The organism is Streptomyces sp. CB02414, assembly GCF_001905385.1.
Classification (GTDB): Bacteria; Actinomycetota; Actinomycetes; order Streptomycetales; family Streptomycetaceae; genus Streptomyces.
This window is the reverse complement of record NZ_LIPF01000001.1, coordinates 1,072,920-1,094,540: the sequence shown is the minus strand read 5'-3', so window position 1 is coordinate 1,094,540 and position 21,621 is coordinate 1,072,920. Positions and strand designations below refer to the sequence as shown.

At 73.2% G+C, this 21,621-nt stretch carries 19 protein-coding genes and 1 tRNA gene; 6 read left to right on the top strand and 14 right to left on the bottom strand.

Annotated elements, in window-relative coordinates; genetic code table 11:
- Nucleotides 1-58: 58 nt before the first annotated feature.
- Genes AMK11_RS04905 through AMK11_RS04890 form a run of 4 tightly spaced genes read right to left on the bottom strand, consistent with a single transcriptional unit; the run spans nucleotide 59 to nucleotide 5,139 of the window.
- A complete protein-coding gene (locus AMK11_RS04905; RefSeq protein WP_073723350.1) occupies nucleotides 59-1,423 on the bottom strand; it encodes an AAA family ATPase in 1,365 nt (454 codons plus the stop codon).
- Nucleotides 1,420-3,018 (bottom strand): hypothetical protein, encoded by a 1,599-nt coding sequence (locus tag AMK11_RS04900; RefSeq protein WP_073723348.1) that lies wholly within the window; start codon nucleotides 3,016-3,018, stop codon nucleotides 1,420-1,422. Before AMK11_RS04900 ends, AMK11_RS04905 begins: the two co-directional genes overlap by 4 nt.
- Nucleotides 3,009-4,232 carry a hypothetical protein gene (locus tag AMK11_RS04895; protein ID WP_443333921.1) on the bottom strand — a complete coding sequence of 408 codons (1,224 nt, stop codon included), beginning with the start codon at nucleotides 4,230-4,232 and terminating at the stop codon, nucleotides 3,009-3,011. The genes AMK11_RS04900 and AMK11_RS04895 overlap by 10 nt, the downstream gene beginning before the upstream one ends.
- The gene (locus AMK11_RS04890; protein ID WP_073723346.1) at nucleotides 4,129-5,139 is read right to left on the bottom strand and encodes a phosphatase PAP2 family protein; all 1,011 of its coding nucleotides are present in this window, start codon (nucleotides 5,137-5,139) and stop codon (nucleotides 4,129-4,131) included. Before AMK11_RS04890 ends, AMK11_RS04895 begins: the two co-directional genes overlap by 104 nt.
- A 195-nt stretch (nucleotides 5,140-5,334) precedes the next feature.
- On the opposite strand from AMK11_RS04890, the gene AMK11_RS04885 reads away from it, so the two are divergent.
- Nucleotides 5,335-5,931, top strand: coding sequence for a histidine phosphatase family protein (locus tag AMK11_RS04885; protein WP_073723344.1), 597 nt, complete (start codon nucleotides 5,335-5,337; stop codon nucleotides 5,929-5,931).
- Between the two features lie 286 nt (nucleotides 5,932-6,217).
- Here AMK11_RS04885 and AMK11_RS04880 read toward each other — a convergent pair whose 3' ends face one another.
- Complete coding sequence (locus AMK11_RS04880) at nucleotides 6,218-7,639, bottom strand: hypothetical protein (protein ID WP_073723342.1); 1,422 nt, start codon at nucleotides 7,637-7,639, stop codon at nucleotides 6,218-6,220.
- Between the two features lie 298 nt (nucleotides 7,640-7,937).
- Here AMK11_RS04880 and AMK11_RS04875 point away from each other — a divergent pair, with 298 nt between their 5' ends.
- Together AMK11_RS04875 and AMK11_RS04870 are read left to right on the top strand one after the other, a co-directional pair.
- A complete protein-coding gene (locus AMK11_RS04875) occupies nucleotides 7,938-8,321 on the top strand; it encodes a hypothetical protein (protein WP_073723974.1) in 384 nt (127 codons plus the stop codon).
- A 79-nt stretch (nucleotides 8,322-8,400) separates the two neighbouring features.
- Nucleotides 8,401-9,270, top strand: coding sequence for a spermidine synthase (locus tag AMK11_RS04870; RefSeq protein ID WP_073723340.1), 870 nt, complete (start codon nucleotides 8,401-8,403; stop codon nucleotides 9,268-9,270).
- A 37-nt stretch (nucleotides 9,271-9,307) separates the two neighbouring features.
- Here AMK11_RS04870 and AMK11_RS04865 read toward each other — a convergent pair whose 3' ends face one another.
- Complete coding sequence (locus tag AMK11_RS04865; RefSeq protein WP_073723972.1) at nucleotides 9,308-9,880, bottom strand: hypothetical protein; 573 nt, start codon at nucleotides 9,878-9,880, stop codon at nucleotides 9,308-9,310.
- A gap of 119 nt (nucleotides 9,881-9,999) precedes the next feature.
- On the opposite strand from AMK11_RS04865, the gene AMK11_RS04860 reads away from it, so the two are divergent.
- Nucleotides 10,000-10,719, top strand: a complete 720-nt coding sequence (locus tag AMK11_RS04860; protein ID WP_073723338.1) for a response regulator transcription factor — start codon at nucleotides 10,000-10,002, stop codon at nucleotides 10,717-10,719.
- Nucleotides 10,716-12,128 carry a sensor histidine kinase gene (locus AMK11_RS04855; RefSeq protein WP_073723336.1) on the top strand — a complete coding sequence of 471 codons (1,413 nt, stop codon included), beginning with the start codon at nucleotides 10,716-10,718 and terminating at the stop codon, nucleotides 12,126-12,128. Before AMK11_RS04860 ends, AMK11_RS04855 begins: the two co-directional genes overlap by 4 nt.
- A gap of 71 nt (nucleotides 12,129-12,199) precedes the next feature.
- Here the strand turns inward: AMK11_RS04855 and AMK11_RS04850 are convergent, their stop codons facing one another.
- From AMK11_RS04850 to AMK11_RS04835, 4 genes are all read right to left on the bottom strand, one after another.
- On the bottom strand, nucleotides 12,200-13,639 hold the full coding sequence (locus AMK11_RS04850; RefSeq protein ID WP_073723334.1) for a GH1 family beta-glucosidase: 1,440 nt from the start codon (nucleotides 13,637-13,639) through the stop codon (nucleotides 12,200-12,202).
- A gap of 189 nt (nucleotides 13,640-13,828) precedes the next feature.
- Nucleotides 13,829-14,740 (bottom strand): carbohydrate ABC transporter permease, encoded by a 912-nt coding sequence (locus tag AMK11_RS04845; protein ID WP_073723332.1) that lies wholly within the window; start codon nucleotides 14,738-14,740, stop codon nucleotides 13,829-13,831.
- Nucleotides 14,741-14,752: 12 nt separating this feature from the next.
- Entirely contained in the window at nucleotides 14,753-15,763 is a 1,011-nt protein-coding gene (locus AMK11_RS04840; RefSeq protein WP_073723330.1) for a carbohydrate ABC transporter permease, read from the bottom strand.
- 5 nt (nucleotides 15,764-15,768) lie between these two features.
- The gene (locus AMK11_RS04835) at nucleotides 15,769-17,094 is read right to left on the bottom strand and encodes an ABC transporter substrate-binding protein (RefSeq protein ID WP_073723328.1); all 1,326 of its coding nucleotides are present in this window, start codon (nucleotides 17,092-17,094) and stop codon (nucleotides 15,769-15,771) included.
- Nucleotides 17,095-17,458: 364 nt separating this feature from the next.
- Here AMK11_RS04835 and AMK11_RS04830 point away from each other — a divergent pair, with 364 nt between their 5' ends.
- Nucleotides 17,459-18,514 (top strand): LacI family DNA-binding transcriptional regulator, encoded by a 1,056-nt coding sequence (locus AMK11_RS04830; RefSeq protein ID WP_073723326.1) that lies wholly within the window; start codon nucleotides 17,459-17,461, stop codon nucleotides 18,512-18,514.
- Between the two features lie 149 nt (nucleotides 18,515-18,663).
- On the opposite strand, the gene AMK11_RS04825 is transcribed toward AMK11_RS04830, so the two are convergent.
- The 4 genes from AMK11_RS04825 to AMK11_RS04810 form a co-directional block, all read right to left on the bottom strand.
- Nucleotides 18,664-18,736 (bottom strand) — tRNA-His (locus AMK11_RS04825).
- Nucleotides 18,737-18,843: 107 nt separating this feature from the next.
- Nucleotides 18,844-19,446: an oligoribonuclease gene (gene orn, locus AMK11_RS04820; protein ID WP_073723324.1), complete on the bottom strand. Its 603-nt coding sequence runs from the start codon at nucleotides 19,444-19,446 to the stop codon at nucleotides 18,844-18,846.
- Between the two features lie 110 nt (nucleotides 19,447-19,556).
- Nucleotides 19,557-20,744 (bottom strand): helix-turn-helix domain-containing protein, encoded by a 1,188-nt coding sequence (locus AMK11_RS04815; protein WP_073723322.1) that lies wholly within the window; start codon nucleotides 20,742-20,744, stop codon nucleotides 19,557-19,559.
- A 387-nt stretch (nucleotides 20,745-21,131) separates the two neighbouring features.
- A complete protein-coding gene (locus AMK11_RS04810) occupies nucleotides 21,132-21,482 on the bottom strand; it encodes a hypothetical protein (protein ID WP_073723320.1) in 351 nt (116 codons plus the stop codon).
- Nucleotides 21,483-21,621 lie beyond the last annotated feature (139 nt).

The window sequence follows — 21,621 nt, the reverse complement described above, 5'->3', positions numbered from 1 at the left end:
TCGCGGCATGTGTTCGGTGTTGAAATCTTAGCCCTAAGGGAAACGACGCCTCCGGGGGTCAGACCCGCCAGGGCACCCGGTGTTCCGCCAGGTGCGCCAGCACCGCGTGGTTCGCCTCCCACCCGTCCGGAAACTTCACCAGCGTGCCCAGCTGGACCGGCTCCGTCGACGGGTAGTCGTCCAGCAGCTCGCCGACCCCTTCCCGGCACACCACGACGCACGCGTGCCGGTGCCGGGAGGTCAGGACGCACAGGCGGCCGGTCTCCAGGTGGAAGGCGGTGGCGTCGGGGCGGCCCGAGAGCGGGTGCAGGACGACCGTCACGTCGTACTCGCGGCCCTGGAGCCGGTTCGCCGTGTCGACGGTCACCTCGGTCACCCCGAGGCCGGCCAGCGCCGCCCGTACCGCCGCCGCCTGGTCGCGGTGCGCCGTGCCGACGGCGACGCGGCCGGCGGTCAGGGGAACGGGATCCGGCGCGCGTTCGGACGTCGCCGCGCCCTCCCGGTCGAGGAGCCGCCGGACCACCTCCGCCACCGCCCGCACCGCCTCCGGGTCGGTGCGCGGCGTGTGCCGCGCGGGCAGCTCCAGCAGGCCCCAGCCCGAGCGGGCGGCCTCGTCGATCACCTGGTCGGGACCCGAGCCGTCCGAGGGGACGGAGAAGGCGAGACTCCGGTCGCCGTGACCGGTGCCGCTGCGGAACGGCGTGAACGGGTAGAACGCGTCGGAGACCAGCGGCGCCGCCGACGCCGGGAGCCGCCACGACACCGGCAGCCGGTGCTGCGGCAGGGCCGGATTGTGGGCCAGCAGCGTCGTCACGGCCGAGGCGGACGGGTCGTAGGACAGGCCCGCCCACTGCTCACTGCCGACCGTCGCGAACGGGTCCAGCTGACCGGGGTCGCCCACGAACAGCGCCCGCTCGAACAGCCCGGCGACCGCCAGCAGCGAGTCGGAGCGCATCTGGTACGCCTCGTCGACGATCGCGTGCCGCCACGGCTCGTCCACCTTGACGTGCGCCCACTTCGCCGCCGTCGACAGCACGACGGCCTGCCCGGCGAGATCGGCGGCCTTCGCCGACTTGCGTACGTTGTCCAAGCCGTCGAGCGCTTTGTCGTACGGGTCGGCGTCGCTGCTGTGCAGGCGGCCCACCGGCAGGTCCGGGTTCTTCTCGGCGAGGCGCAGGACGAGGTCGTCGACCTGGGCGTTGGTCTGCGCCACGACCATCAGCGGGCGGCCCGCCTCCGCCAGTTCCAACGCGGCCCGCACGACGAGCGTGGACTTGCCGGCGCCGGGCGGGGAGTCGACGACGACGCCGCGCTCGGTGCCGTGCAGCGTGTCGTGGAGGATCGCGGCGGTCGCGCGGGCGGCCTCGGCACCCGGGTCGAAGGCCGGGGCGACGGCGGGGGCGGTGGCCGTGTCGGCGGTCACAGGACGTCCTCCTCCGTCTGGGCGTCCGCGGCTTCCGGCACCGCGGCCGCCTCACCGGGCGGCCCGCCGTGCGTCCACGGGGTCTGGTCCGGGTCGGGCAGCTTCGCCCCGCCCCGCTGCTCGTGCTCGAAGAGGGTGAAGCAGACCCGGTCGCCCTTCTCCGGCACCGAACCGGCCTCGGGCTCCCGGCCCCGCCCCATCTTGTCCACGACACGCAGCACGAGGACCCCCTCTTCCTCCTGCTCGACGAACTCGGCCGTCTGCGGCTTGCCGCCCAGCGACCGGTAGACCTTCACACGCTCGCCCAGGTGCGGCCGGTCGTCCGTGCGGACCGTCACCAGCGGGCGCGGGCTCGGCCGCTTGCTCTCGCTGTACGCCATCACGACGTCGGTGACCTCCCCGGCGAACGCCTCCCCGGCCAGCCGCCGCCCGGCCATCACCAGCGGATCGTCCAGGGCCTCCTGGGCCTCCAGCCGGGCCTGCTCCCGCTCCCGCGTGGCGAGCTTGTTGGCCGCGGTCACCGCGTCGTCGCGGCGCGGCTGCGGGGGCTCGCCGGACAGGATGCGGTCGCGGTGGGAGGTGAAGGACCAGCGGTCGCGGGTCCACCGGTCCTCGACATGCGCGCCGGCCGGCAGCTCCCGCAGCAGGTCCAGGCCCCGCCACACCGCGTCCCAGGTGGGCCGCGTGCGGCTCTCGACGAGCGTGCGGATCTCCCGCTCGGCGGCGGTGAGCGCACCGAGCCGGTCGTCGGCCTCCACACCGTCCTCGGCGGCGGCGAGCGCGGTGCGGGCCCGGTCGTAGCGCTCGATGGCGGGGGCGAGCAGCTTGTTGTCGAAGGCCGGGTCGGTGGCCGGGCCCGCGGGCGGGCACAGCAGCTGACCGTCGGCGTCGCGGGCCAGCTCGGCCCGGCGGGCGGCCTCCGCGCCGGTCCGTCCCGCCCCGTCCGGGGCGATCCAGGCGAGCAGCGCGCCCAGGTGCTGGTCCTCCAGCGTGGACTGGCCGGTCGCCCAGTGCCGGCCCAGCAGATCGGTCATGGCGAGGAGCAGGGAGGAGCCGGGGACCCGGGCCCGCTCGCCGTAGTGGGTCAGCCAGCGGCCGAGCAGCGGCACCCTCGGCGGCGCGGGGTGCGGAGTCTCGGGGTCCTGCTCCGCCGTACGCCGGAACCGCATCGACCGGCCCAGCAGCCGTACGAAGTCGACGCCCGCGCGGGACGGCACGATCAGCTGCGCGGCGTCCGCGCACAGGTCGACCTCGACCTTGACCCGCTTGCCCGTCTCCGGGTCGGTCTCGGTGCGCTCGGCGGCCTCGACGCTGTCCGCGTACGCCTCGACGTGCGGCAGCACGATGCCGGCCAGCTCGGCGAGGAACGCGAACCGCAGGTCGCGGTCGCGGGGCTGCGCCACGACCAGCAGGTGTGGCGCGTCCCGGTCGGCGCCGACCAGGGCGCCGAGCGGGGCACCGGCCTCACCGGCGGTGATCAGCGGCACGAAGACCAGCGGACGGTCGGACAGGTGCCGGTGCCGGACGGTGGCGGCCGGCTGGGCGCGGCCGGTGCGCACGGCCTCCAGCCGGGCGAGGGTGGTGATCAGAGACACGGGGCCGCCTCCCGCGTCCCGGCGCCGGCCGCCGCGAGGGCCTCCGACCGCAGCTCCGCCGCCCTGCGCAGCGCGGCCACCGCCGGGTCGTCCGGGTCACCGGCCTCGCCGCGGGCCGCCGCCAGCACGTCCTCGACCGTCGACAGACCGCCCAGCTCCGCCCGCACCGGGCGGCCCAGCGACGTCACCGCGCCGGCCTCACGGGACCGGGCCCGGCAGTGGAAGGCCAGCTCGCAGGCGGACAGGCACTCGGGCGCGTACGTCGCCGGGACCGCCTCCACGGCGGCCGTCAGCTTCTCGGCCGGCAGCCCGGGGGAGAAGCAGACGCCCTCGGGCAGCGTGTCCGCGATGTCCTCGATGCGGGTCAGCCGGGCCAGCTGCCGGCCGGTGACCGCGCGCTGCTTGCGCACGTCGACGGCGGAGGCGGTGGGCAGGTTGGAGAAGTCCTTCGGGCAGACCAGGAGGACACGGTGGCGCACGCGCGGGGCGGGGTCCAGCCGGGCGGCGACCCGCTCCAGGGCCAGCACGTACACCGCGGCCTGCCGCGCGGCGGCGCCCACCTTCGCCGGATCGGCGGAGCCGTCCAGCATGGGGAAGGACTTGATCTCCACGACCGTCCAGCTGCCGTCCGGATGCACCACCACGGCGTCCGGCTCCAGGAAGGCGGGGGAGCCGGCGACGTCCAGGGCGAGCATCGGGTGGTCGAGGAGTGTCCACGTGCCGGGAAGGCCGGGCGTGCCGACCGAACCGGCGGTAGCCTCCCGCAGCGCCAGCGCCGTACGGGCGGCGCGGCCCTCGGGGCCGGTCGCGGACAGGTCGGGCACGTGCGCGCCGGCGGGCGGCTCGGCGCCCCGGTCGAGCTTCTCGTGCACCAGCCGCAGCAGCTCGGCGCCGCCGTCCGCCTTGACCCGCGCCTCGAAGGCGTTGCCGCGCGTGAACGCGAACTGCGACTGCCCGAAGACCGACGGCGACCCCAGCGCGCTCGCCAGCGAGGCCTTGTCCACCCCGGCACCGTCGAGGATCGCCCGCCGCCGGCACCCCGGGTTGGCGGCGAGGGCGGCCAGCGCCCGTGCGTCGAGCGCCTTGGCCGGTACGTCCGGGCCGCGCAGCTCAGCGAGCCGGTGCCGGAGTCTCGTCCCCCGCGTCCGAGGGGGAGGGGTCCGGCTCGGCTCCTCGTGCCGGCCGCTGCTCGCGCTGCCGTGGAAATCGCTCACCCGCGGAAGTCTGGCATCCACCACTGACAATCGGGGAACCCGCGCCCTCGGTGACCGGTGCGTCGGCAGAGCCGGGCGCGTCGGGCGCGGCCGCCGAGCCGGCCCCGGTGCGCGTCGCGAAGCGTGCCGCGAACAGGGCCCGCGCCCGGTCCGAGGTCCGCATCACGAACGGCGTCAGCAGCAGCCCCGCGCCCATCACGGCAGCGCCCGCGACCGCGTCGAGGAAGTAGTGGTTGGCGGTGCCCATCACCACGATCGTGGTCACCAGCGGATAGACGACGCCGGCCACCTTGGCCGCGCGCGTGCCGCCGTGGCGCCACAGCATCACCCCGCACCACAGCGACCAGCCCACGTGCAGGCTCGGCATGGCCGCGTACTGGTTGGTCATCCCGCCCAGACCGCGCGGCGCGCTCGCCTCGCCGCCCCACCAGCCGTACGAGCTGTACTGGGCCATCGTGTCGACGAACCCGTGGCTCGCCTCCAGCAGCCGGGGCGGGCAGGTCGGCAGGAGCGTGAAGCCGATGAGACCGATGAACGTGGACGTCATCAGCCAGGTCCGGGCGGCCCGGTAGCGCACCGCGCGGGAGCGGAAGATCCAGACCAGGAGCGCCGGGGTGACCAGGTAGTGCAGCGACGCGTACCAGAAGTCCGCCGGAATGCCGATCCAGGGCTCGCTGGTGAAGAGACGGTTGAGCGGGTGCTCCGCGTTGAGGTACAGCGCCTTCTCTATGCGCAGGATGGCCAGGCCGTGGTCGACGGCGTCGGAGACGTCGCCCCGCACGAGGAGACGGCCCGCGGAGTAGCAGGCGTAGACCAGGAGGATGAGCGGCAGCTCGGTCCACCAGCGCAGCCGAGTTTTCGGGGTCGCCGGGGTCGCCTCGGTGCCCGGTGCCTCGGTGTGCGGCAATCCGATCGCCCTCCCCCTTCGTTCTCGCTTGCGCCTCGTTGACACGGACGTGCCACTCTACGGCCTGCGCGCGCCCGCTTCACGGAGCGCCCTCGGCCCTGATAGACGCGGGCATCGCCCCCCGGGTTGCCCGTACGGGGCGTGCGCGATGATGGAGGTGTCCGCTCAGACATTTCTCCCGGAAAGGCCCCCTTCATGGCACCGCGCATCCTGCTGGCCCGGCACGGACAGACCGAGTGGTCGCTGTCCGGCAAGCACACCGGCAGGACCGATGTGCCGCTCCTCGAGGAGGGCCGGCGCGGCGCGAAACTGCTCGGCGAGCGGCTGCACCGGGCTCCGCTGGAGGGACTGCCCGGCGTCGAGGTGCGCACCAGTCCGCTCTCCCGCGCGCGTGAGACCTGCGAACTCGCCGGCTTCGGCGAGCGGGCCGGGACCTGGGACACGCTGATGGAGTGGGACTACGGGGCGTACGAGGGCATGACGCCGGCCGAGATCCAGGCCGTCCGGCCCGGTTGGCTGATCTGGCGGGACGGGGTGCCGCAGGGGGAGAGCCTCGCGGACGTCACCGCGCGTGCGGACGAGGTCGTCGCCTGGGCGCGGGAGGCGGACCGGGACGTCCTGGTCTTCGCCCACGGGCACATCCTGCGGTCGATCGGCGCGCGGTGGCTGGGCCTGCCGCTGGACTTCGCGGCCCGGATACGGCTGAACCCGACATCGCTGTCGGTGCTGGGGTGGGCGTACGGGGAACCGGCTCTGGAGAGCTGGAACGACTTGGGACACCTGGCGGGCTGAGCGGGCGCGCACAGCGCCACCGCGCGACGCCGGGCTGCGACACCCACCCGCCGGGCCGTACTCGACGCTGGCCGCACCGACGCGGGCCGCGCTCACGCGGGTCTCGCTCAAGCGGACCGCGGCAGCGCCCCGTGGCGGTCCAGGAAGGCCGACACCCCCGACGCCCGCCGGTGGGAGCAGTACCCGGGCCATGCCCGGCGCTGGCCGCGCGGGAGTGGGTCGCACCGACGGGAGCCTTACCGGCGCGGGCCACGCTCACCACAGGCCGGGCTCACGCGGGTCTCGCTCAAGCGGACCGCGGCAGCGCCCCGTGGCGGTCCAGGAAGGCCGACACCCCCGACGCCCGCCGGTGCGGGAGCAGTACCCGGGCCGTGCCCGCCAGCATCGTGTGGATGCGGGAGGACTGGACCTCGCCCAAGAGGTCCAGGACCCGCAGCCCCGCCCCGGCCGCCTCGTCGGGACGGCCGCCGCGGGCCAGGTCGTCGGCGAGTTCCGCCGAGTACAGCGCGAGGTTCCGGGTGAAGTGCGGGTCCTGCAGCCCGGCCGCCCGGCGTGCGTGCCGGGCCGCCCGGGGCCAGTCGCCCAGGGTCGACCAGCACTGGGCCTCCAGGCCTTCCAGTTCCGCCTCGCCGTAGAAACTCATCCACTCCGGGTCGGCGTCCGAGTCGCCCCGCCCGAACAGCGCCTGCGCCCGGGCCAGCGCCTGCTCGCAGCCCACCCGGTCGGCGAGCCCCGCCCAGCCGCCCGCCTCGCGCAGCGCGAGCAGCGACATCAGCCGGGCCGAGCCCAGCGGGCGGGCGGCGCGCTGCGCGGCCTGGGCCGCCCGGACCGCCTCGCGCGGACGCCCGGCGTCACGGGCCAGGAACGCCATGTTGCAGAAGGCGTGGGCCTCCAGCGCGGGATCGCCGGTCATGCGTGAGGTGGCGAGGGCCTCCGCGTAGTGGGAGCGCGCGTCGTCGAAGCGCCCGGAGTCGTGCGCCAGCCAGCCCACGGAGATCGCCAGCTCCCCCGCGCCCGCGTACAGCCGGTCCGCCGTCGTCTGCCGGGTCGCGCCGGCGTCCAGCAGCGCGTACGCCGTGCGCAGCGGGGCCGCCGCGCGCCGGTAGAGGCCGTCCGCGCCGTGCCGGTCGTCGAGCAGCCTGATCCGGCGGACGGCTTCTTCCAGCGCGCCCGCGTGACCCGCCCCGGCCCTGCGCGGGGGGCGTCCGGCCGCCGCGGCGTCGTGGGCGAGCCCCAGGGGGCCCAGCGAGGCGGCGGCCACCGTGGCACCGCTCGTCATGAATGCGCGACGCAGCACGTCGCTCTCCTCGTTGTTGTCGTGCGTGTCGTACGGGTACTGCCGGTCCTGCGTGTCCCGCGTCTCCTCCGTGTCATACGGCTCCCGCGCCCCCCGCGTCTCACTCGCGGCGCGCGCCCGGCGCCCGCGTACCGACGAGCGGGGCGCGAACCCCAGGTCGGTGAGCGTGCGGCCGGGGAACATGTGCAGGAACACCCGCTCGTACGCGTAGTTGGGGCAGCGGATCTCGCCCGCCTCGACCCGCCCGACGTAGCGCGCGTCACAGCTGACCCGTTCGCCGATCTCGCGCGCGGCCCGGCGCACCGCCGCCGCGAACTCGGCCGGCGAGCGCTTCCCGCGCAGCCGCCGGAAGGCGAGGTTGGGCCGCGATGGCCGGTCGGGCCGGTCGGAAGTCACCGTTGACGACGCCATGGCCGGGTCCTCTCGTGCGAACCGTCGAACCATGCCGGGGCGGCAGGCGACGCGCGGTCGTTCCTCCGTTCGTCGGCCCTGTTCCCGGCGAGCAAGAACGTACCGGCTGTGACGGAACGGCCACGCGGTGTTTGGCTACAAACCGGATATCTCATCCACGATCTGCCATGAAGTGCCATCCTTTGCGGCTGACTTGCGCCGTAGCCGTTGACGTTCCGCCGCGTTGAACCAGGTGGACCGGGAGGCCCCCGACTCCCGACCCGCTCGTCCAAGGAGGAGTTCCGTGGTGGAGGCCGGGATGGATACCAGACGGATCAGCGAACCCGCCTGCGATGCCTGCGACGTCGTCACCGTGCCGACCCGGCAGGGCCTGGAGGCGGTCGACATCCTCAGACGGGGCACCGGTGACGGGGTGGGCCCCGTGATCCACGACGACGGCTGCGACACCCTGGGCTTCCTGGTGCCGTCGGGCACGGCCGCCGCCTGGGACGTACCCGGCAGCACCTGCACGGAGACGGACGGCCGCGGACTGCGCCTCGCCGCGGTCCTGGAGCCTCCGGTGGAGGGCTCGGACTGGCTGCTGCCGCCCGGTGAGGCGGACCTGGCCACCGACCCCGCCGTACTGCGGGCCGCGCTGGGCGAGGCGGCCCGGCTGATCGAGGCCGCGGACAGCTGCCGCTGAGCGGAACCCACGGCAGCCCTCGCCCGGCGCACGCGCGGCCGGACGCCGGCCCGCTCCCGCGTCGTCCGATAATGGGCCGATGGGAAGGTCCAGGAACACCCGCCGAGGGCGCGCGGTCGTCGAAGCCGTCGTCGAGGACGTCGACGGCGGGCGCGCCGAACTGGTCCCCGACCGGGAGCGGCCCCGGGCCTGGACGCTGCTGATCGACGGCGCCCCGCAGTCGCACGTCGACCTCGACGACCCGGCGCACCTGTCCTTCGAGTACCAGCGCCGTATCGGCCACGTCATCGACCTGGCAGCCCCGCCCGGCAGACCCGTGCACGCCGTGCACCTCGGCGGCGGCGCGTTCACCCTCGCCCGCTACGTCGCCGCCACCCGCCCCCGCTCCACCCAGCAGGTCGTCGAGCGCGACGCCGGTCTCGTCCAGCTGGTCCGCCGCGAGCTGCCACTGGACCCCGGCGCCCGGATCCGGGTGCGTTCCACCGACGCCCGCGCCGGGCTGGCCAAGGTGCCCGACGGCTGGGCGGACCTGGTCGTCGCGGACGTGTTCGGCGGGGCCCGCACACCGGCCCACCTGACGTCCGCCGAGTTCCTCGACGAGGTCCGCCGCGCGCTCGCGCCCGGCGGGGTCTACGTCGCCAACATCGCCGACGGCCCGCCGCTCACACACCTGCGCGGCCAGATCGCCACCGCCGCCGCCCGCTTCCCCGAACTCGCCCTCGTCGCCGACCCGGCCGTCCTGCGCGGCAGACGCTTCGGCAACGCGGTCCTCGTCGCCGCCGACCACCCGCTGCCGGTCGCCGAACTCACCCGGCGGGCCGCCTCCGACCCGCACACCGCGCGCGTGGAACACGGCCGCGCGCTGAGGGACTTCACCGGCGGCGCCGCACCCGTGACGGACGCGGCGGCGGTGGACTCGCCCGCCCCGCCGGACTCCGTGTTCAAGTGAACCGGCCCAACCGGCCGGACAGGCGCCGAAAGGCCCTTCAGTAGCTGCCGATCTCCACCCTCGGCGGCCCGTCGTGCCACGTGCAGAAGACCGACACCCGGTCCGCGCCCGAGGTGAACTGCACCCGGATCCACGACTCCGTCTTCCACACCTGCATCGACCAGCCCGCCCCCGGCGTCGCCGACACCAGGGACGCGGACGACGTGCCGAGGTCGAAGACCGCCCGGCCCCCGTCGGTGTCGTAGCTCCTGACCCGGCCGGACGTCGCGGGCGCGGGGCTCGTCGGCTCCTCGGGCGGCGTGGCGGCCGGCGCGGTCCGCGACGGGGCGGGGCCGGGCTCGCGGGGCGTTCCGCTCGGCGTCGGCGACGCGCTGACCGACGGCGAGGGCGACGGCCGGCTGGTGGACGACGCCAGGGAGTCCCCGCCGTCACCCTCGCCGTCGTCGTCCTCCCCGTCCCGGACGTTCGCGTCGGCGGCCGTGATGGGCAGCGCGCGGGGGGCGTCGTAGGCCGTGCCCGCCATCACCGTGTGGACGCCCCACCACGACAGGGTGACCGCGGCGCCGGTGGCGAGCAGCCAGGCGATCACGTGGACGAGTCCTCTGCGCATCGCGGCCATACTGCCTCACACGCCCCACGCGTGTCGCGCGAACGTGCTGTGACGCGGGCCCGGGCGGAGTTGTCCACAGGCCCGCACCGGGCTTCTCCGCATGGCGTACGGTGCCGCCCATGGCAAGTGTGCTCGTGGTCGAGGACGACCAGTTCGTACGCTCGGCGCTCATCCGGCATCTGACCGACGCCTCGCACACCGTGCGCAGCGTCGGTACGGCACTGGAGGCGCTGCGCGAGGTCGCCCATTTCCGCTTCGACGTGGTGATCCTGGACCTCGGACTGCCGGACCTGGACGGCTCCGAGGCGCTGAAGATGCTGCGCGGCATCACCGACGTGCCCGTGATCGTCGCCACCGCCCGGGACGACGAGGCGGAGGTCGTACGGCTGTTGAACGCGGGCGCGGACGACTACCTCACCAAGCCGTTCTCCGTGGAGCACCTGTCGGCCCGGATGGCGGCCGTACTGCGCCGGGCCCGGTCCGGTCCCGCGGAGGCGGCGCCGGAGACCGTGCTCCGGGTCGGCGGACTCACCGTCGACCCCCTGCGCCGGCAGGCCGAGTTGGACGGCGCCCGGCTCGACCTGACCCGCCGGGAGTTCGACCTGCTCGCCTTCCTGGCCGGACGGCCGGGAGTCGTCGTCCCGCGCAAGGAGCTGCTCGCCGAGGTCTGGCAGCAGTCCTACGGCGACGACCAGACCATCGACGTCCATCTGTCCTGGCTGCGGCGCAAGCTGGGCGAGACGGCGGCCCGGCCCCGCTATCTGCACACCCTGCGCGGTGTCGGCGTGAAGCTGGAGCCGCCCGCCGTCCCGTCTCCCGGTGCGGAGCCGCCACGATGAGGTGGGCCCTGGTCAAGGTGTCGCTGGCGGTCACCGCGATGGTCGTGGTCGCCTTCGCGGTCCCGCTCGGACTCGTCATCCGCGAGATGGCCCGCGACCGCGCCTTCTCCAACGCCGAGCGCGAGGCCGCCGCCGTCGCGCCCGCGCTGTCCATCACCACCGACCGCGACCAGCTGGAGCGCGTCGTCGCCTCCGCGGGGTCCGACGCCGGAATGGCCGTGCACATACCGGGACTCGACGCGCGGACCGACGCCACCGACATCGGCCGGCAGCGCGCCACCGACCAGGACATCGCCGCCGTGCGCGAGATGGGCCGCGCCTCCACCACGGAGGTCGAGGGCGGTTCCACCCTGCTCCAGCCGGTCGCGCTCAGCTCCGGCGAGATCGCCGTCGTCGAGGTGTACGTCCCCGAGTCCGAGGTCACCAACGGCGTCGGCACGGCCTGGGCGGTGCTGGCCGCCGTCGGCGCCGCCCTGATCGTCGGCTCGGTCGCGGTCGCCGACCGGCTGGGCGTACGGATGGTGCAGCCCGCGCAGCGCCTGGTCGAGGGCGCGCACGAACTGGGGGAGGGGAAGCTCGGCGCGCGGGTGCCGGAGGAGGGGCCCAACGAACTGCGGCTCGCGGCCGTCGCGTTCAACTCCATGGCCGACCAGGTGGTCCAGCTGCTGGCCAACGAACGGGAGCTGGCCGCCGACCTGTCCCACCGCCTGCGCACCCCGCTGACCGTGCTGCGGCTCAACGCGGCCTCGCTCGGCGACGGGCCGGCCGCCGACCAGACCCGGGCCGCCGTCGAGCAGCTGGAGCGCGAGGTCGACACGATCATCCGCACCGCCCGGGACGCCAAGCCGCAGACGGCCGCGGCCGGTCCCGGCGCCGGGTGCGACGCGGCGGAGGTGGTCCGGGAGCGGATGGTCTTCTGGTCCGCGCTCGCCGAGGACGAGGGCCGCAAATGGCGGGTGGCCGGCGCCGACCGGCCGGTGCGGATACCCGTGGCCCGCGCCGACCTGGCCGCCTCCCTGGACGCCCTGCTCGGCAACGTCTTCCGGCACACCGCCGAGGGCACGGCCTTCGCGGTCGACCTGCACAACGGCGAGGACGCGGTGATCGTCCTCGTGTCGGACGCGGGCCCCGGCATATCCGACCCGGAGGGGGCGATGGCCCGCGGCCGGGGTTCGGGCAGCGACGGGTCGACCGGCCTCGGCCTGGACATCGTGCGCCGGCTGGCGGAGTCGACCGGCGGCGACGTACGGATCGGTTCCTCCGTGCTGGGCGGCACCGAGGTGCGGATCTGGATCCAGCTGGACGGGCGGGCGGCGCCGGAGCGGCGCAGCGGGCACCGGGGGAACGTACGGCGCCGCCGCGGTCCCCGGCTGACCGGCTCCCCCAACCGGCCCAGAGCTCCCATGTGAGCCCACCCCGGACAAAGGGCGCGGCATCCCCCCGTAAGGCGCCGCGCCCCCGTTGTTCTCCGGGCAGTGGCCTACTCGGCCGACTCCACCGGCGGCAGCGCCCCCGTGCGGGCCGCCCGCCCGTACCACAGGGCGCTCGACTTGGGTGTGCGCTGCTGGGAGACGTAGTCGACGTACACCGCGCCGAACCGCTTCTCGTAGCCGTACGCCCACTCGAAGTTGTCCAGCAGGGACCACAGGTAGTAGCCGCGCACGTCGGCGCCGTCCGCGATGGCCCGGCGGACGGCCCTGAGGTGGCCGTCCAGGTAGGCGACCCGCTCCGGGTCGTGCACCGTGCCGTCGGCGCCGGGCTTGTCGTCGTAGGCGGCGCCGTTCTCGCTGATGTACAGCGGCAGGCCGGGCGCCTCCCGGTGGTAGCGCATGATCAGCTCGTGCAGGCCGGTCGGGTCGACGCTCCAGCCCATCTCCGTACGCTCGCCCGGCGGCTGGTGGAACGCCACGTCGTCCGCGGCGGGCCAGGGGGAGTGGTCGCTCTCGCCGTGGCCGTCGGCGCGCGGGGCGCGCGAGTCGGCGTCGGCGGCCGAGACGACGGTGGGCGTGTAGTAGTTGAGGCAGATGGCGTCGATGGGCTGGCGGATCTGCCCCAGGTCGCCGTCCTGGACGAACGACCAGTCGGTGACCGGTGCCGTCGCCTCCAGCAGGGTCCGCGGGTAGGCGCCGTGCAGGATCGGGCCGTGGAAGATGCCGCCGGACAGATCGTCGATCTTCTGCGCGGCCGCCAGGTCCGCCGGGCTCTGCGACAGCGGCCGGACCACGGAGGTGTTGAGGCTGATCGCCACCGAGTTGCGGGCCGGCATCACCGAACGCAGGGCCACGGTGCCCAGGCCGTGCGCCAGGTTCTGGTGGTGCGCGGCGCGCAGCGCGGCCGCCGGGTCGGTGCGGCCGGGAGCGTGCACGCCGGAGGCGTAACCGAGGAAGGCTGCGCACCACGGCTCGTTGAGCGTGATCCACTGCTCCACGCGGTCGCCGAGCGCCTCGCCGACGATCTGCGCGTACTCGGCGAACCGGTACGCCGTGTCCCGCTCGGGCCAGCCGCCGGCGTCCTCCAGCTCCTGCGGCAGGTCCCAGTGGTAGAGGGTGACGGCCGGCTTGATCCCGGCGGCCAGCAGCTCGTCCACCAGACGGCGGTAGAAGTCCAGGCCGCGCTGGACGGCGGGGCCGCGGCCGGTCGGCTGCACCCGGGGCCAGGAGATGGAGAAGCGGTAGGCGCCGAGACCCAGCTCCTTCATCAGCGCCACGTCGTCGCGGTAGCGGTGGTAGTGGTCGACAGCGATGTCACCGGTGTCGCCGCCGGCCGTCTTCCCCGGGGTGTGGCTGAAGGTGTCCCAGATCGAGGGGGTGCGGCCGTCCTCCCGTACCGCTCCTTCGATCTGGTACGCCGAGGTGGCGGCGCCCCAGAGGAAGGCAGGGGGGAAGGTCACCGGGGTCACCGGCGTTTCGGACTCAAGCATGGAAGCGCTCCCATAGAGGGGTGGTGGCGGGTCGTCCGGGTCGTGGAAGACCGGCGGGTGGAAGGCCGACGGGTCGAAATCCAGACGGACGGAAGACCGACGGGTGGAAGTACGAGGGGGGAAGGCGGGGCCGGGACGGCGGTGGCCCGGCCCCCGGGACGGTGTCAGCCCTTGGCGGACGGACGGGTGTCAGCCCTTGACGGCGCCCTGCATGATGCCGCCCACGATCTGCTTGCCGAAGATCGCGAAGACCAGCAGCAGGGGCAGCGTGCCGAGCAGCGCGCCGCCCATGATCAGGGCCTGGTCCGGGGTGAAGCCGCGGCCGAGGCCCGCCACCGCCACCTGCACGGTCGGGTTGCCGTTCTGCGTCAGCACGAGGAACGGCCACAGGAAGTCGTTCCACACCTGCACGAAGATCAGCATGCCGAGGACGGCCATCGCGGGCCGGGCCGCCGGGAAGACCACGTGCCACACCACGCGCCAGCTGCTCGCGCCGTCCACGCGGGCGGCCTCGATGATCTCGTCCGGCAGCGCCTGCAACAGGTACTGGCGCATGAAGAACACACCGAACGCGCTGACCAGCGACGGGAAGATCACCGCCTGGAGCTGGTCGGTCCAGTCCAGCTTGGCCACCATCATGTACAGCGGGATGATGCTCAGCTGCGGCGGGATCATCATCGTGCCGACCACGATCAGCATCAGCGCGTTGCGGCCCCGGAACTTCAGCTTGGCGAAGGCGAAGCCGGCGATCGTCGACAGGAAGACGACGGTGACCGCCGAGATGCCCGCCACGATCGTGGTGTTGAGGATCGCCTCGCCCATGTTGGCGTCGGTCCAGGCGATCTCGATCTTGTCGAAGAGGTTGCCGCCGAACCAGAACGGCGGCGGCGTCTGGGCCAGGCGCTGGTTGTCCCGGGAGGCGGCGATCGCCGTCCACACCAGCGGGAACAGCGAGCCGACGGTGAACAGGGCGAGGATGATGTACGCGACGGGGCCGGCGTGCATCTGTCCGCCGGCGCGGGCCGACTTCGGCCGGCGCCGGCCCCGCCGGGGCGGCTCGGGCACCGGCTCGGCCGGGGGTTTGGTCAGGGTCGTCGTCACGGCCGGTTCTCCTTAACTACTGGCGCGCAGCCGGCGCGAGATGACGTAGTTGACGAGCCCGATCACGATGAGGATCAGGAACATCGTCCAGGCGATCGCGGAGGCGCGGCCCAGGTGCTGGTTGATCCAGCCCTGCTCGTACAGGTACAGGCCGAGCGTCTGGAACTGGTGCTGGGAGCCGCCGGAGGCGCCCTTGTTGGCGTCGAACAGCAGCGGCTCGCCGAACAGCTGCGAGGCGCCGATGGTCGACACGACGACCGTGAAGAGGATCGTGGGACGCAGCTGGGGCAGCGTGACGTGGATGAACTGCCGCCACCGGCTCGCACCGTCCAGCGCCGCCGACTCGTACAGGTCCTGCGGGATCGCCTGCATCGCCGCCAGGTAGATCAGCGCGTTGTAGCCGGTCCACCGCCAGATGACGATCGACGAGACGGCTATCTGGGACGGCCACTTGTCGCTCTGCCAGTCGACCTTGTCCAGGCCGACCAGGTCGAGGGCCCAGTTGATCATGCCGTAGTCGCGGCCGAAGAGCAGGACGAAGACCAGCGAGGCGGCGGCGATCGACGTCGCGTACGGCGCGAGCATCACGACGCGGTAGAACGTGGAGCCGCGCAGCTTGTAGTTGAGGATGTGCGCTAGGCCCATCGCCATCAGCAGCTGCGGCACCGTGGAGATGATGCCGATGGTCAGCGTGTTCTGCGCGGCGTTCCAGAAGAAGTCGTCGTCGAAGATCCTGGTGAAGTTGTCCAGGCCCGCCCACTCCATCTCGGTGGGTGCGGTCAGCTCCACCGTGTGCAGCGAGGCCCAGCCGGTGTAGAGCAGCGGGAACAGGCCGAAGGCCGCGAACAGCAGGAAGAACGGGGAGACGAACGCGTACGGGCTCCAGCGCAGGTCACGCTGCCAGCGGCGGGAGAGCCGGGCCCGCTTCCTCGCCTGCCCGGGGGAGGCCGCGCCACCGGGCCCTCGGCCCGGGGCCGCGCCCCCCTTCGCGGGGGGCGCGGCGGTGTCGTGCCGGGTGGTCATTCCGGTCACTTCTCCAGGTTGTTGTCGATGGTCTTGGTGGCGTTCTCCCAGGCCTCCTCGGGCGACTTGCCCTGGGTGACGAGGATGACGCCGTTGTCGGTCAGACCCTGCTGGATGATCTGGTCCTTCGGGCCGATCACCTGCGCCGGGATGGACTCGGCGGCCTTGGCGAAGAGCTCACCGATCGGCGCGTCACCGGTCATCTCGTTCTTGGCGTCCGTCACCTGCGGCAGCTTGTACGCGGCCGGCGCGCTCGGGAAGCTGCCCTGCACGGCGAACAGCTTGGCCTGCTGCTCCGGCGCGGTCAGCCAGGCGACGAACTTCTGCGCCTCCTCGACGTTCTTGCCGCTCTTCGGCACACCCAGGAAGGAGCCGCCCCAGTTGCCGGACTTCGGCGCCTGGGCCACGTCCCACTGGCCGGCCGCCTCGGGCTGGGACTTGCCCTTGATGGTGCCGAGCATCCACGGCGGGCAGGCGACGGTGGCGAAGAGGTTGTTGGAGATGGTCTGTTCCCAGGCCGGCTGGAACTGGGTCTGCGCCTGGACCAGGTCCTTCTCGGCGGCCTCGGCGGTCAGGTCGAAGGCCTTCTTCACGGCGGGGTTGGTCTTGTAGATGACCTTGCCGGAGGCGTCGTAGAACTTCTCCTCCTCACTGCTGAGGATGGCGTTGATCAGACCGCCGGGCGAGTCCATGAAGTAGGTGTCCTCGCCGGCGCCCTCCTTGTACTTCTCGCCGGCCTCGATGAACTTGTTCCAGTCGCCCGCCCACAGCGCGCTGACCTCGTCGCGGTCGGTCGGCAGGCCGGCCTTCTCGAAGAGGTCCTTGCGGTAGCAGATGGCCATCGGGCCGATGTCGGTGCCGAGACCGACCGCCTTGCCGTCCTTGGTGACGCCCTGCTTCCACTTCCAGTCCAGCCAGCTGCTGGGCTGCACACCCTCGACCTTGGCCATGTCGACGAACTTGTCGGCCTGGGTCTCGACGACCTCGGCGATGTTGCCGACCTCGATGGCCTGGATGTCCTGGAGGCCGCTCTCGGTGGTGAGGTGGTTGACCAGAGCGGGGTAGTAGTTCTCGTTCCGCTCGGTGACCGTCTCCTCGATGTTGATGTCCGGGTTGAGCTTCTCGTACTCCTCGTAGAGCCCGGCCTCCTTGAAGCCCATGGTGCCGAACAGGCCGAGGGTGATGGTGGTCTTGCCGCTGCTGTCGCCCGACGACGTGCTGTCCTCGTCCGTGCCGTCGTCGGCGCAGCCGGCCAGCAGCCCGGCGCCCAGCGACGCGATGGCCGCCACGACCACCGCCCTGCGGGCCGATCCTCTGCGTGCTGCTCGCATTGCGTCCTCCTGTTGCCCTGACGTGCCGACCCCCCGGCCAACTCCATGGTTGGACCCGCTGCTTCATGTCGTTCGTTCGTCGCTGCGGCTCGGGCGGGGAACGTGCGGGATGTGTAAGTGCCAGGTAGTGTGGGAGCGCTCCCACAAGTGATGTCTTGAAGAGTCGCGGGTCCGGGCGGGGGTGTCAAGGGAACGGACGCGACGAACTGCGTTCAGTTATCTGCCTGTTAACTGGACGCCGGGAACGGCGCGGAAGGCCCTCCGTACGGCGGGCGGCGGTCCGGAGCCGGTCATTACACCCGACCGGCCTGTTAAATTCCAGGCCAGCCGCAGAGTGCGGGGGTGTCGACGGGAGGCGGAGCCGATGGCAGGCCACGGAGCGCGTGGGCGGAGCGGTGGCCGGCCCACCCTCGAAGAGGTGGCGGCACGGGCGGGCGTCGGCCGCGGCACGGTGTCCCGGGTGATCAACGGCTCGCCCCGGGTGAGCGACGCGACCCGGGCGGCGGTCGAGGCGGCGGTGGCGGAACTCGGCTACGTCCCGAACACGGCGGCCCGCGCGCTGGCCGCCAACCGCACGGACGCGATCGCGCTGGTCGTGCCCGAACCGGAGACCCGCTTCTTCGCGGAACCGTACTTCTCGGACATGCTCAAGGGTGTCGGCGCGGAGCTGTCCGAAACCGAGATGCAGCTGCTGCTGATCTTCGCGGGCAGCGACCGCGAACGGCGCCGCCTCGCCCAGTACCTGGCCGCGCACCGCGTGGACGGCGTCCTGCTGGTCTCCGTGCACGCCGACGACCCGCTGCCCGACATGCTGTCCCAGCTGGAGATCCCGGCGGTGATCAGCGGCCCGCGCTCGGCCGCGGAGACGCTCGCGTCGGTGGACTCGGACAACTTCGGCGGCGCCCGCTCCGCCGTCGAGCACCTGCTCTCCCGCGGATGCCGCAGCATCGCGCACATCACCGGCCGCCTCGACGTCTACGGCGCCCAGCGGCGCGTCGACGGCTACCGCGCGGCCCTGCGCGACGCCGGCCACGCGGAGGACGAGCAGCTGATCGAGGCGGGCGACTTCACCGAGGAGGGCGGCCGCCGCGCCATGGCGGAACTGCTGCGCCGCCGCCCCGACCTGGACGCGGTCTTCGCCGGTTCGGACGTCACCGCGGCCGGCGCTCGCCAGGTACTGCGCGAGGCGGGCCGCAGCATCCCGGACGACGTGGCACTGGTCGGCTACGACGACTCGGCCATCGCCCGCCACATGGAGCCGCCGCTCACCAGCGTCCGCCAGCCCATCGAGGAGATGGGCCGCGCGATGATAGACCTCCTGCTGACCGAGATCGCGGACCGCCGCCCGGCGGCCTCCCGGGGCCTGGACCGGCACCAGGTGGTGCTGCCGACGGAGCTGGTGGAGCGGGCGTCGTCGTGACGTGACGGCCCGCACACGCTTGGGCTCCCTGATCGTTCCATCAGGGAGCCCAAGCGTGTGCGGGCCCTCGTACTGGGTGAACTGTTCCCGAAGGCCTTGGAACGCGATCAAGGGCCGACCCGTTATCAGGTCAGCCCTTGATCATTCAGGGTGAGTGACGGGACTTGAACCCGCGGCCACCTGGACCACAACCAGGTGCTCTACCAACTGAGCTACACCCACCAAGGCCGGTACTGGAATCCCGCGAGGCGGGTTTTCCCGACCGGCTGAGAAAAAGTGTACAGGGTCCGAAGGGGTGCTCGCGCACGCCTTTTCCGGCGCCGCGCGTCCTAGCCGGCGGGCAGGACGTGCTTGGCGGCGATCTTCCTCGTGGTGTCGGTGTCGGGGCCGGGCTGCGGTACGAAGACGGCCTCCCGGTAGTAGCGCAGCTCGGCGATGGACTCGCGGATGTCGGCGAGCGCGCGGTGGTTGCCGTTCTTCTCGGGGCTGTTGAAGTACGCCCGCGGGTACCAGCGGCGGGCCAGCTCCTTGATGGAGGACACGTCGACGATGCGGTAGTGGAGGTAGTCCTCCAGCGTGGGCATGTCCCGCAGCAGGAAGCCGCGGTCGGTGCCGACGGAGTTGCCGCACAGCGGGGCCTTGCCGGGCTCCTTCACGTGCTCCCTCACGTACGCCAGGACCTGCGCCTCGGCGTCGGCGAGCGTCGTGCCGCCGTCGAGCTCGGCGAGCAGGCCGGACGCGGTGTGCATCTGACGCACCACCTCCGGCATCGTCTCCAGGGCCCGCTCCGGCGGACGTACGACGATGTCGACGCCCTCGCCGAGGACGTTCAGCTCGGAGTCGGTGACGAGGGCGGCAACCTCGATGAGCGCGTCGTCGGACAGCGAGAGGCCGGTCATCTCGCAGTCGATCCACACCATGCGATCGTTCATGCGGCCACTTTACGGGGGGTGCCTGTTTTCCGGTCCCCCGCTTCAGCCCCGAACGGGCCTCGTCCTCAAACGCCGGACGGGCTGAATGTGCCCGCCCGGCGTTCACGGGTTCACGGTGCGCTGCGCTGCCCCGGCAGGCTCGCCGCCGCGGCCGGCAGTGGTGCCGCCGTGCGGCGGGACTGGAACGGGACCGCGTTGTCCGCCGGCAGCGGGGCCGGCTCCAGCGGTGCGCCGGTCCGTGGGCCACCGGCCGACTCCGGGTCCATCGCACGGTCGCCCTGGGGACGGCGGGCCCGGTACGCGGCACGGTAGGCGGCCGGCGACGAACCCAGCTGGCGGCGGAAGTGGCCGCGCAGCGCCACCGGCGACCGGAAGCCGCAGCGGCCCGCGACCTCGTCCACCGAGTAGTCGGACGTCTCCAGGAGGCGCTGCGCCTGGAGGACCCGCTGGGTGATCAGCCACTGGAGCGGGGCGCTGCCCGTCAGGGAGCGGAACCGGCGGTCGAAGGTGCGGCGGCTCATGTAGGCGCGGGCCGCCAGCGTCTCCACGTCGAACTGCTCGTGCAGGTGCTCCAGCGCCCAGGCGACGACCTCGGCGAGCGGGTCGGCGCCGATCTCCTCCGGTAAAGACCTGTCGAGGTAGCGCTCCTGGCCGCCCGAGCGGCGCGGCGGGACCACCAGGCGGCGGGCCAGCGCGCCGGCCGCCTCGTTGCCGTGGTCCGTGCGCACGATGTGCAGGCACAGGTCGATGCCGGCCGCGGTACCCGCCGACGTCAGCACGTCGCCGTCGTCCACGAACAGTTCGCGGGGATCGACGTGCACCGACGGATAGCGCTTGGCCAGGGTCGGCGCGTACATCCAGTGGGTGGTCGCGGGGCGGCCGTCGAGCAGGCCCGCCGCCGCCAGTACGAAGGCGCCGGTGCACAGCCCGACTATGCGGGCGCCCTCCTCGTGCGCGCGGCGCAGGGCGTCGAGCGCGTCCTCCGGTGGCGGAGAGGTGATCGACCGCCAGGCGGGCACGACGACCGTGCCCGCGCGTGAGATCGCCTCCAGGCCCTGCGGCGCGGTGAGTTCCAGGCCTCCCGTGGTCCGCAGCGGGCCGTCCTCGCCGGCACACACCAGCAGGCGGTAGCGCGGCACGCCGGCGTCCTGGCGGTCGATCCCGAACACCGACAGCGGTATGGAACTCTCGAAGATGGGGCCGCCACTGAACAGCAGCACCGCGACGATCTCCTTGCGGCGTCGCCCGGAGAGCTTCCGGGCCGCGGTTTCCGGCGCGGCAGCGGTGTCGTGGCTCATAACTGCTAAGCCCCCCTCGGTGGTCGCGGCGCCCTGATCCTTTCGGGTCTGTCGCTCCAACACGTTTCCCCTCGGTCCTGCACGAGTCCCCCGCCGTAGACAGTCAAGATCGAATCTACTGTGTCCCGTCACACCGAGGTGGCCGGTTCGGCACTTGGGACATTGTCGACATGGCAACTTGGCGTGAAGCAGTCGATCACGAAGCGTTGCACTCCGGGGCGCCCCAGGGAAGTGCGCCTTGTCGCGGTGGCCAATCCCCGTAGGGTGCGCGGGCCCCGCCAGACCCTTTCCGTGCAGGTGGAACGGGGGTTTGGGGGTGGTGGAGGCCAGGGATGAGCCACCCGGAGAAGTTGGCCGAAAAGATACGGGCGCGTGCGCGGAAACCGGTCAGTCGACCGGTGTGTTTTCCCCAGTGTGCCGTCCGCCCCTGTGAAGTGGCGAGCCGGCCCGGTGCCGGCGCCCGGCCGGCGCCGCGTGCTGTGCGCCGGGCGAACGGCCCGCGAGGCGCTCGGAGCGGCGCAGCAGCAGGCGGCAGACGCCGGTGACGGCGGCCAGGCCCAGGGCCGTTCCGGCGGTCCCGGCGAGCGAGGTGCCGTAATAGAGGAGGACGACGGGGACCAGGACGACGCTGAAGGCCGCCCAGCGGACGAGCTCGGTGACGCCGTCGCGGGCCGGTGCGGCCGGACCGGCCCCGGACGCACCGGACGGCGGCTGGGCGTGCTGGTGCGGTCCGGACATCGGTGCTCCGTGCTCCTCGGGCTGGCGGCAAGAAGATCAACGCCCGGGCGGCGCGTCGGTCACGACCGGTCACGGACAGTTGAATCCCGTGCAAACCGCCTGTACAACGCAGCAACCATTGCGTTACGGGCGCCCCCTC

Coding starts and splice junctions, on each gene's coding strand:
- AMK11_RS04885 (WP_073723344.1), top strand. CDS start 5,335: ATGGCACCGCGCATCCTGCTGGCCCGGCACGGACAGACCGAGTGGTCG.
- AMK11_RS04880 (WP_073723342.1), bottom strand. CDS start 7,639: ATGGCGTCGTCAACGGTGACTTCCGACCGGCCCGACCGGCCATCGCGG.
- AMK11_RS04875 (WP_073723974.1), top strand. CDS start 7,938: ATGGATACCAGACGGATCAGCGAACCCGCCTGCGATGCCTGCGACGTC.
- AMK11_RS04870 (WP_073723340.1), top strand. CDS start 8,401: ATGGGAAGGTCCAGGAACACCCGCCGAGGGCGCGCGGTCGTCGAAGCC.
- AMK11_RS04865 (WP_073723972.1), bottom strand. CDS start 9,880: ATGCGCAGAGGACTCGTCCACGTGATCGCCTGGCTGCTCGCCACCGGC.
- AMK11_RS04860 (WP_073723338.1), top strand. CDS start 10,000: ATGGCAAGTGTGCTCGTGGTCGAGGACGACCAGTTCGTACGCTCGGCG.
- AMK11_RS04855 (WP_073723336.1), top strand. CDS start 10,716: ATGAGGTGGGCCCTGGTCAAGGTGTCGCTGGCGGTCACCGCGATGGTC.
- AMK11_RS04850 (WP_073723334.1), bottom strand. CDS start 13,639: ATGCTTGAGTCCGAAACGCCGGTGACCCCGGTGACCTTCCCCCCTGCC.
- AMK11_RS04840 (WP_073723330.1), bottom strand. CDS start 15,763: ATGACCACCCGGCACGACACCGCCGCGCCCCCCGCGAAGGGGGGCGCG.
- AMK11_RS04835 (WP_073723328.1), bottom strand. CDS start 17,094: ATGCGAGCAGCACGCAGAGGATCGGCCCGCAGGGCGGTGGTCGTGGCG.
- AMK11_RS04830 (WP_073723326.1), top strand. CDS start 17,459: ATGGCAGGCCACGGAGCGCGTGGGCGGAGCGGTGGCCGGCCCACCCTC.
- orn (WP_073723324.1), bottom strand. CDS start 19,446: ATGAACGATCGCATGGTGTGGATCGACTGCGAGATGACCGGCCTCTCG.
- AMK11_RS04815 (WP_073723322.1), bottom strand. CDS start 20,744: ATGAGCCACGACACCGCTGCCGCGCCGGAAACCGCGGCCCGGAAGCTC.
- AMK11_RS04810 (WP_073723320.1), bottom strand. CDS start 21,482: ATGTCCGGACCGCACCAGCACGCCCAGCCGCCGTCCGGTGCGTCCGGG.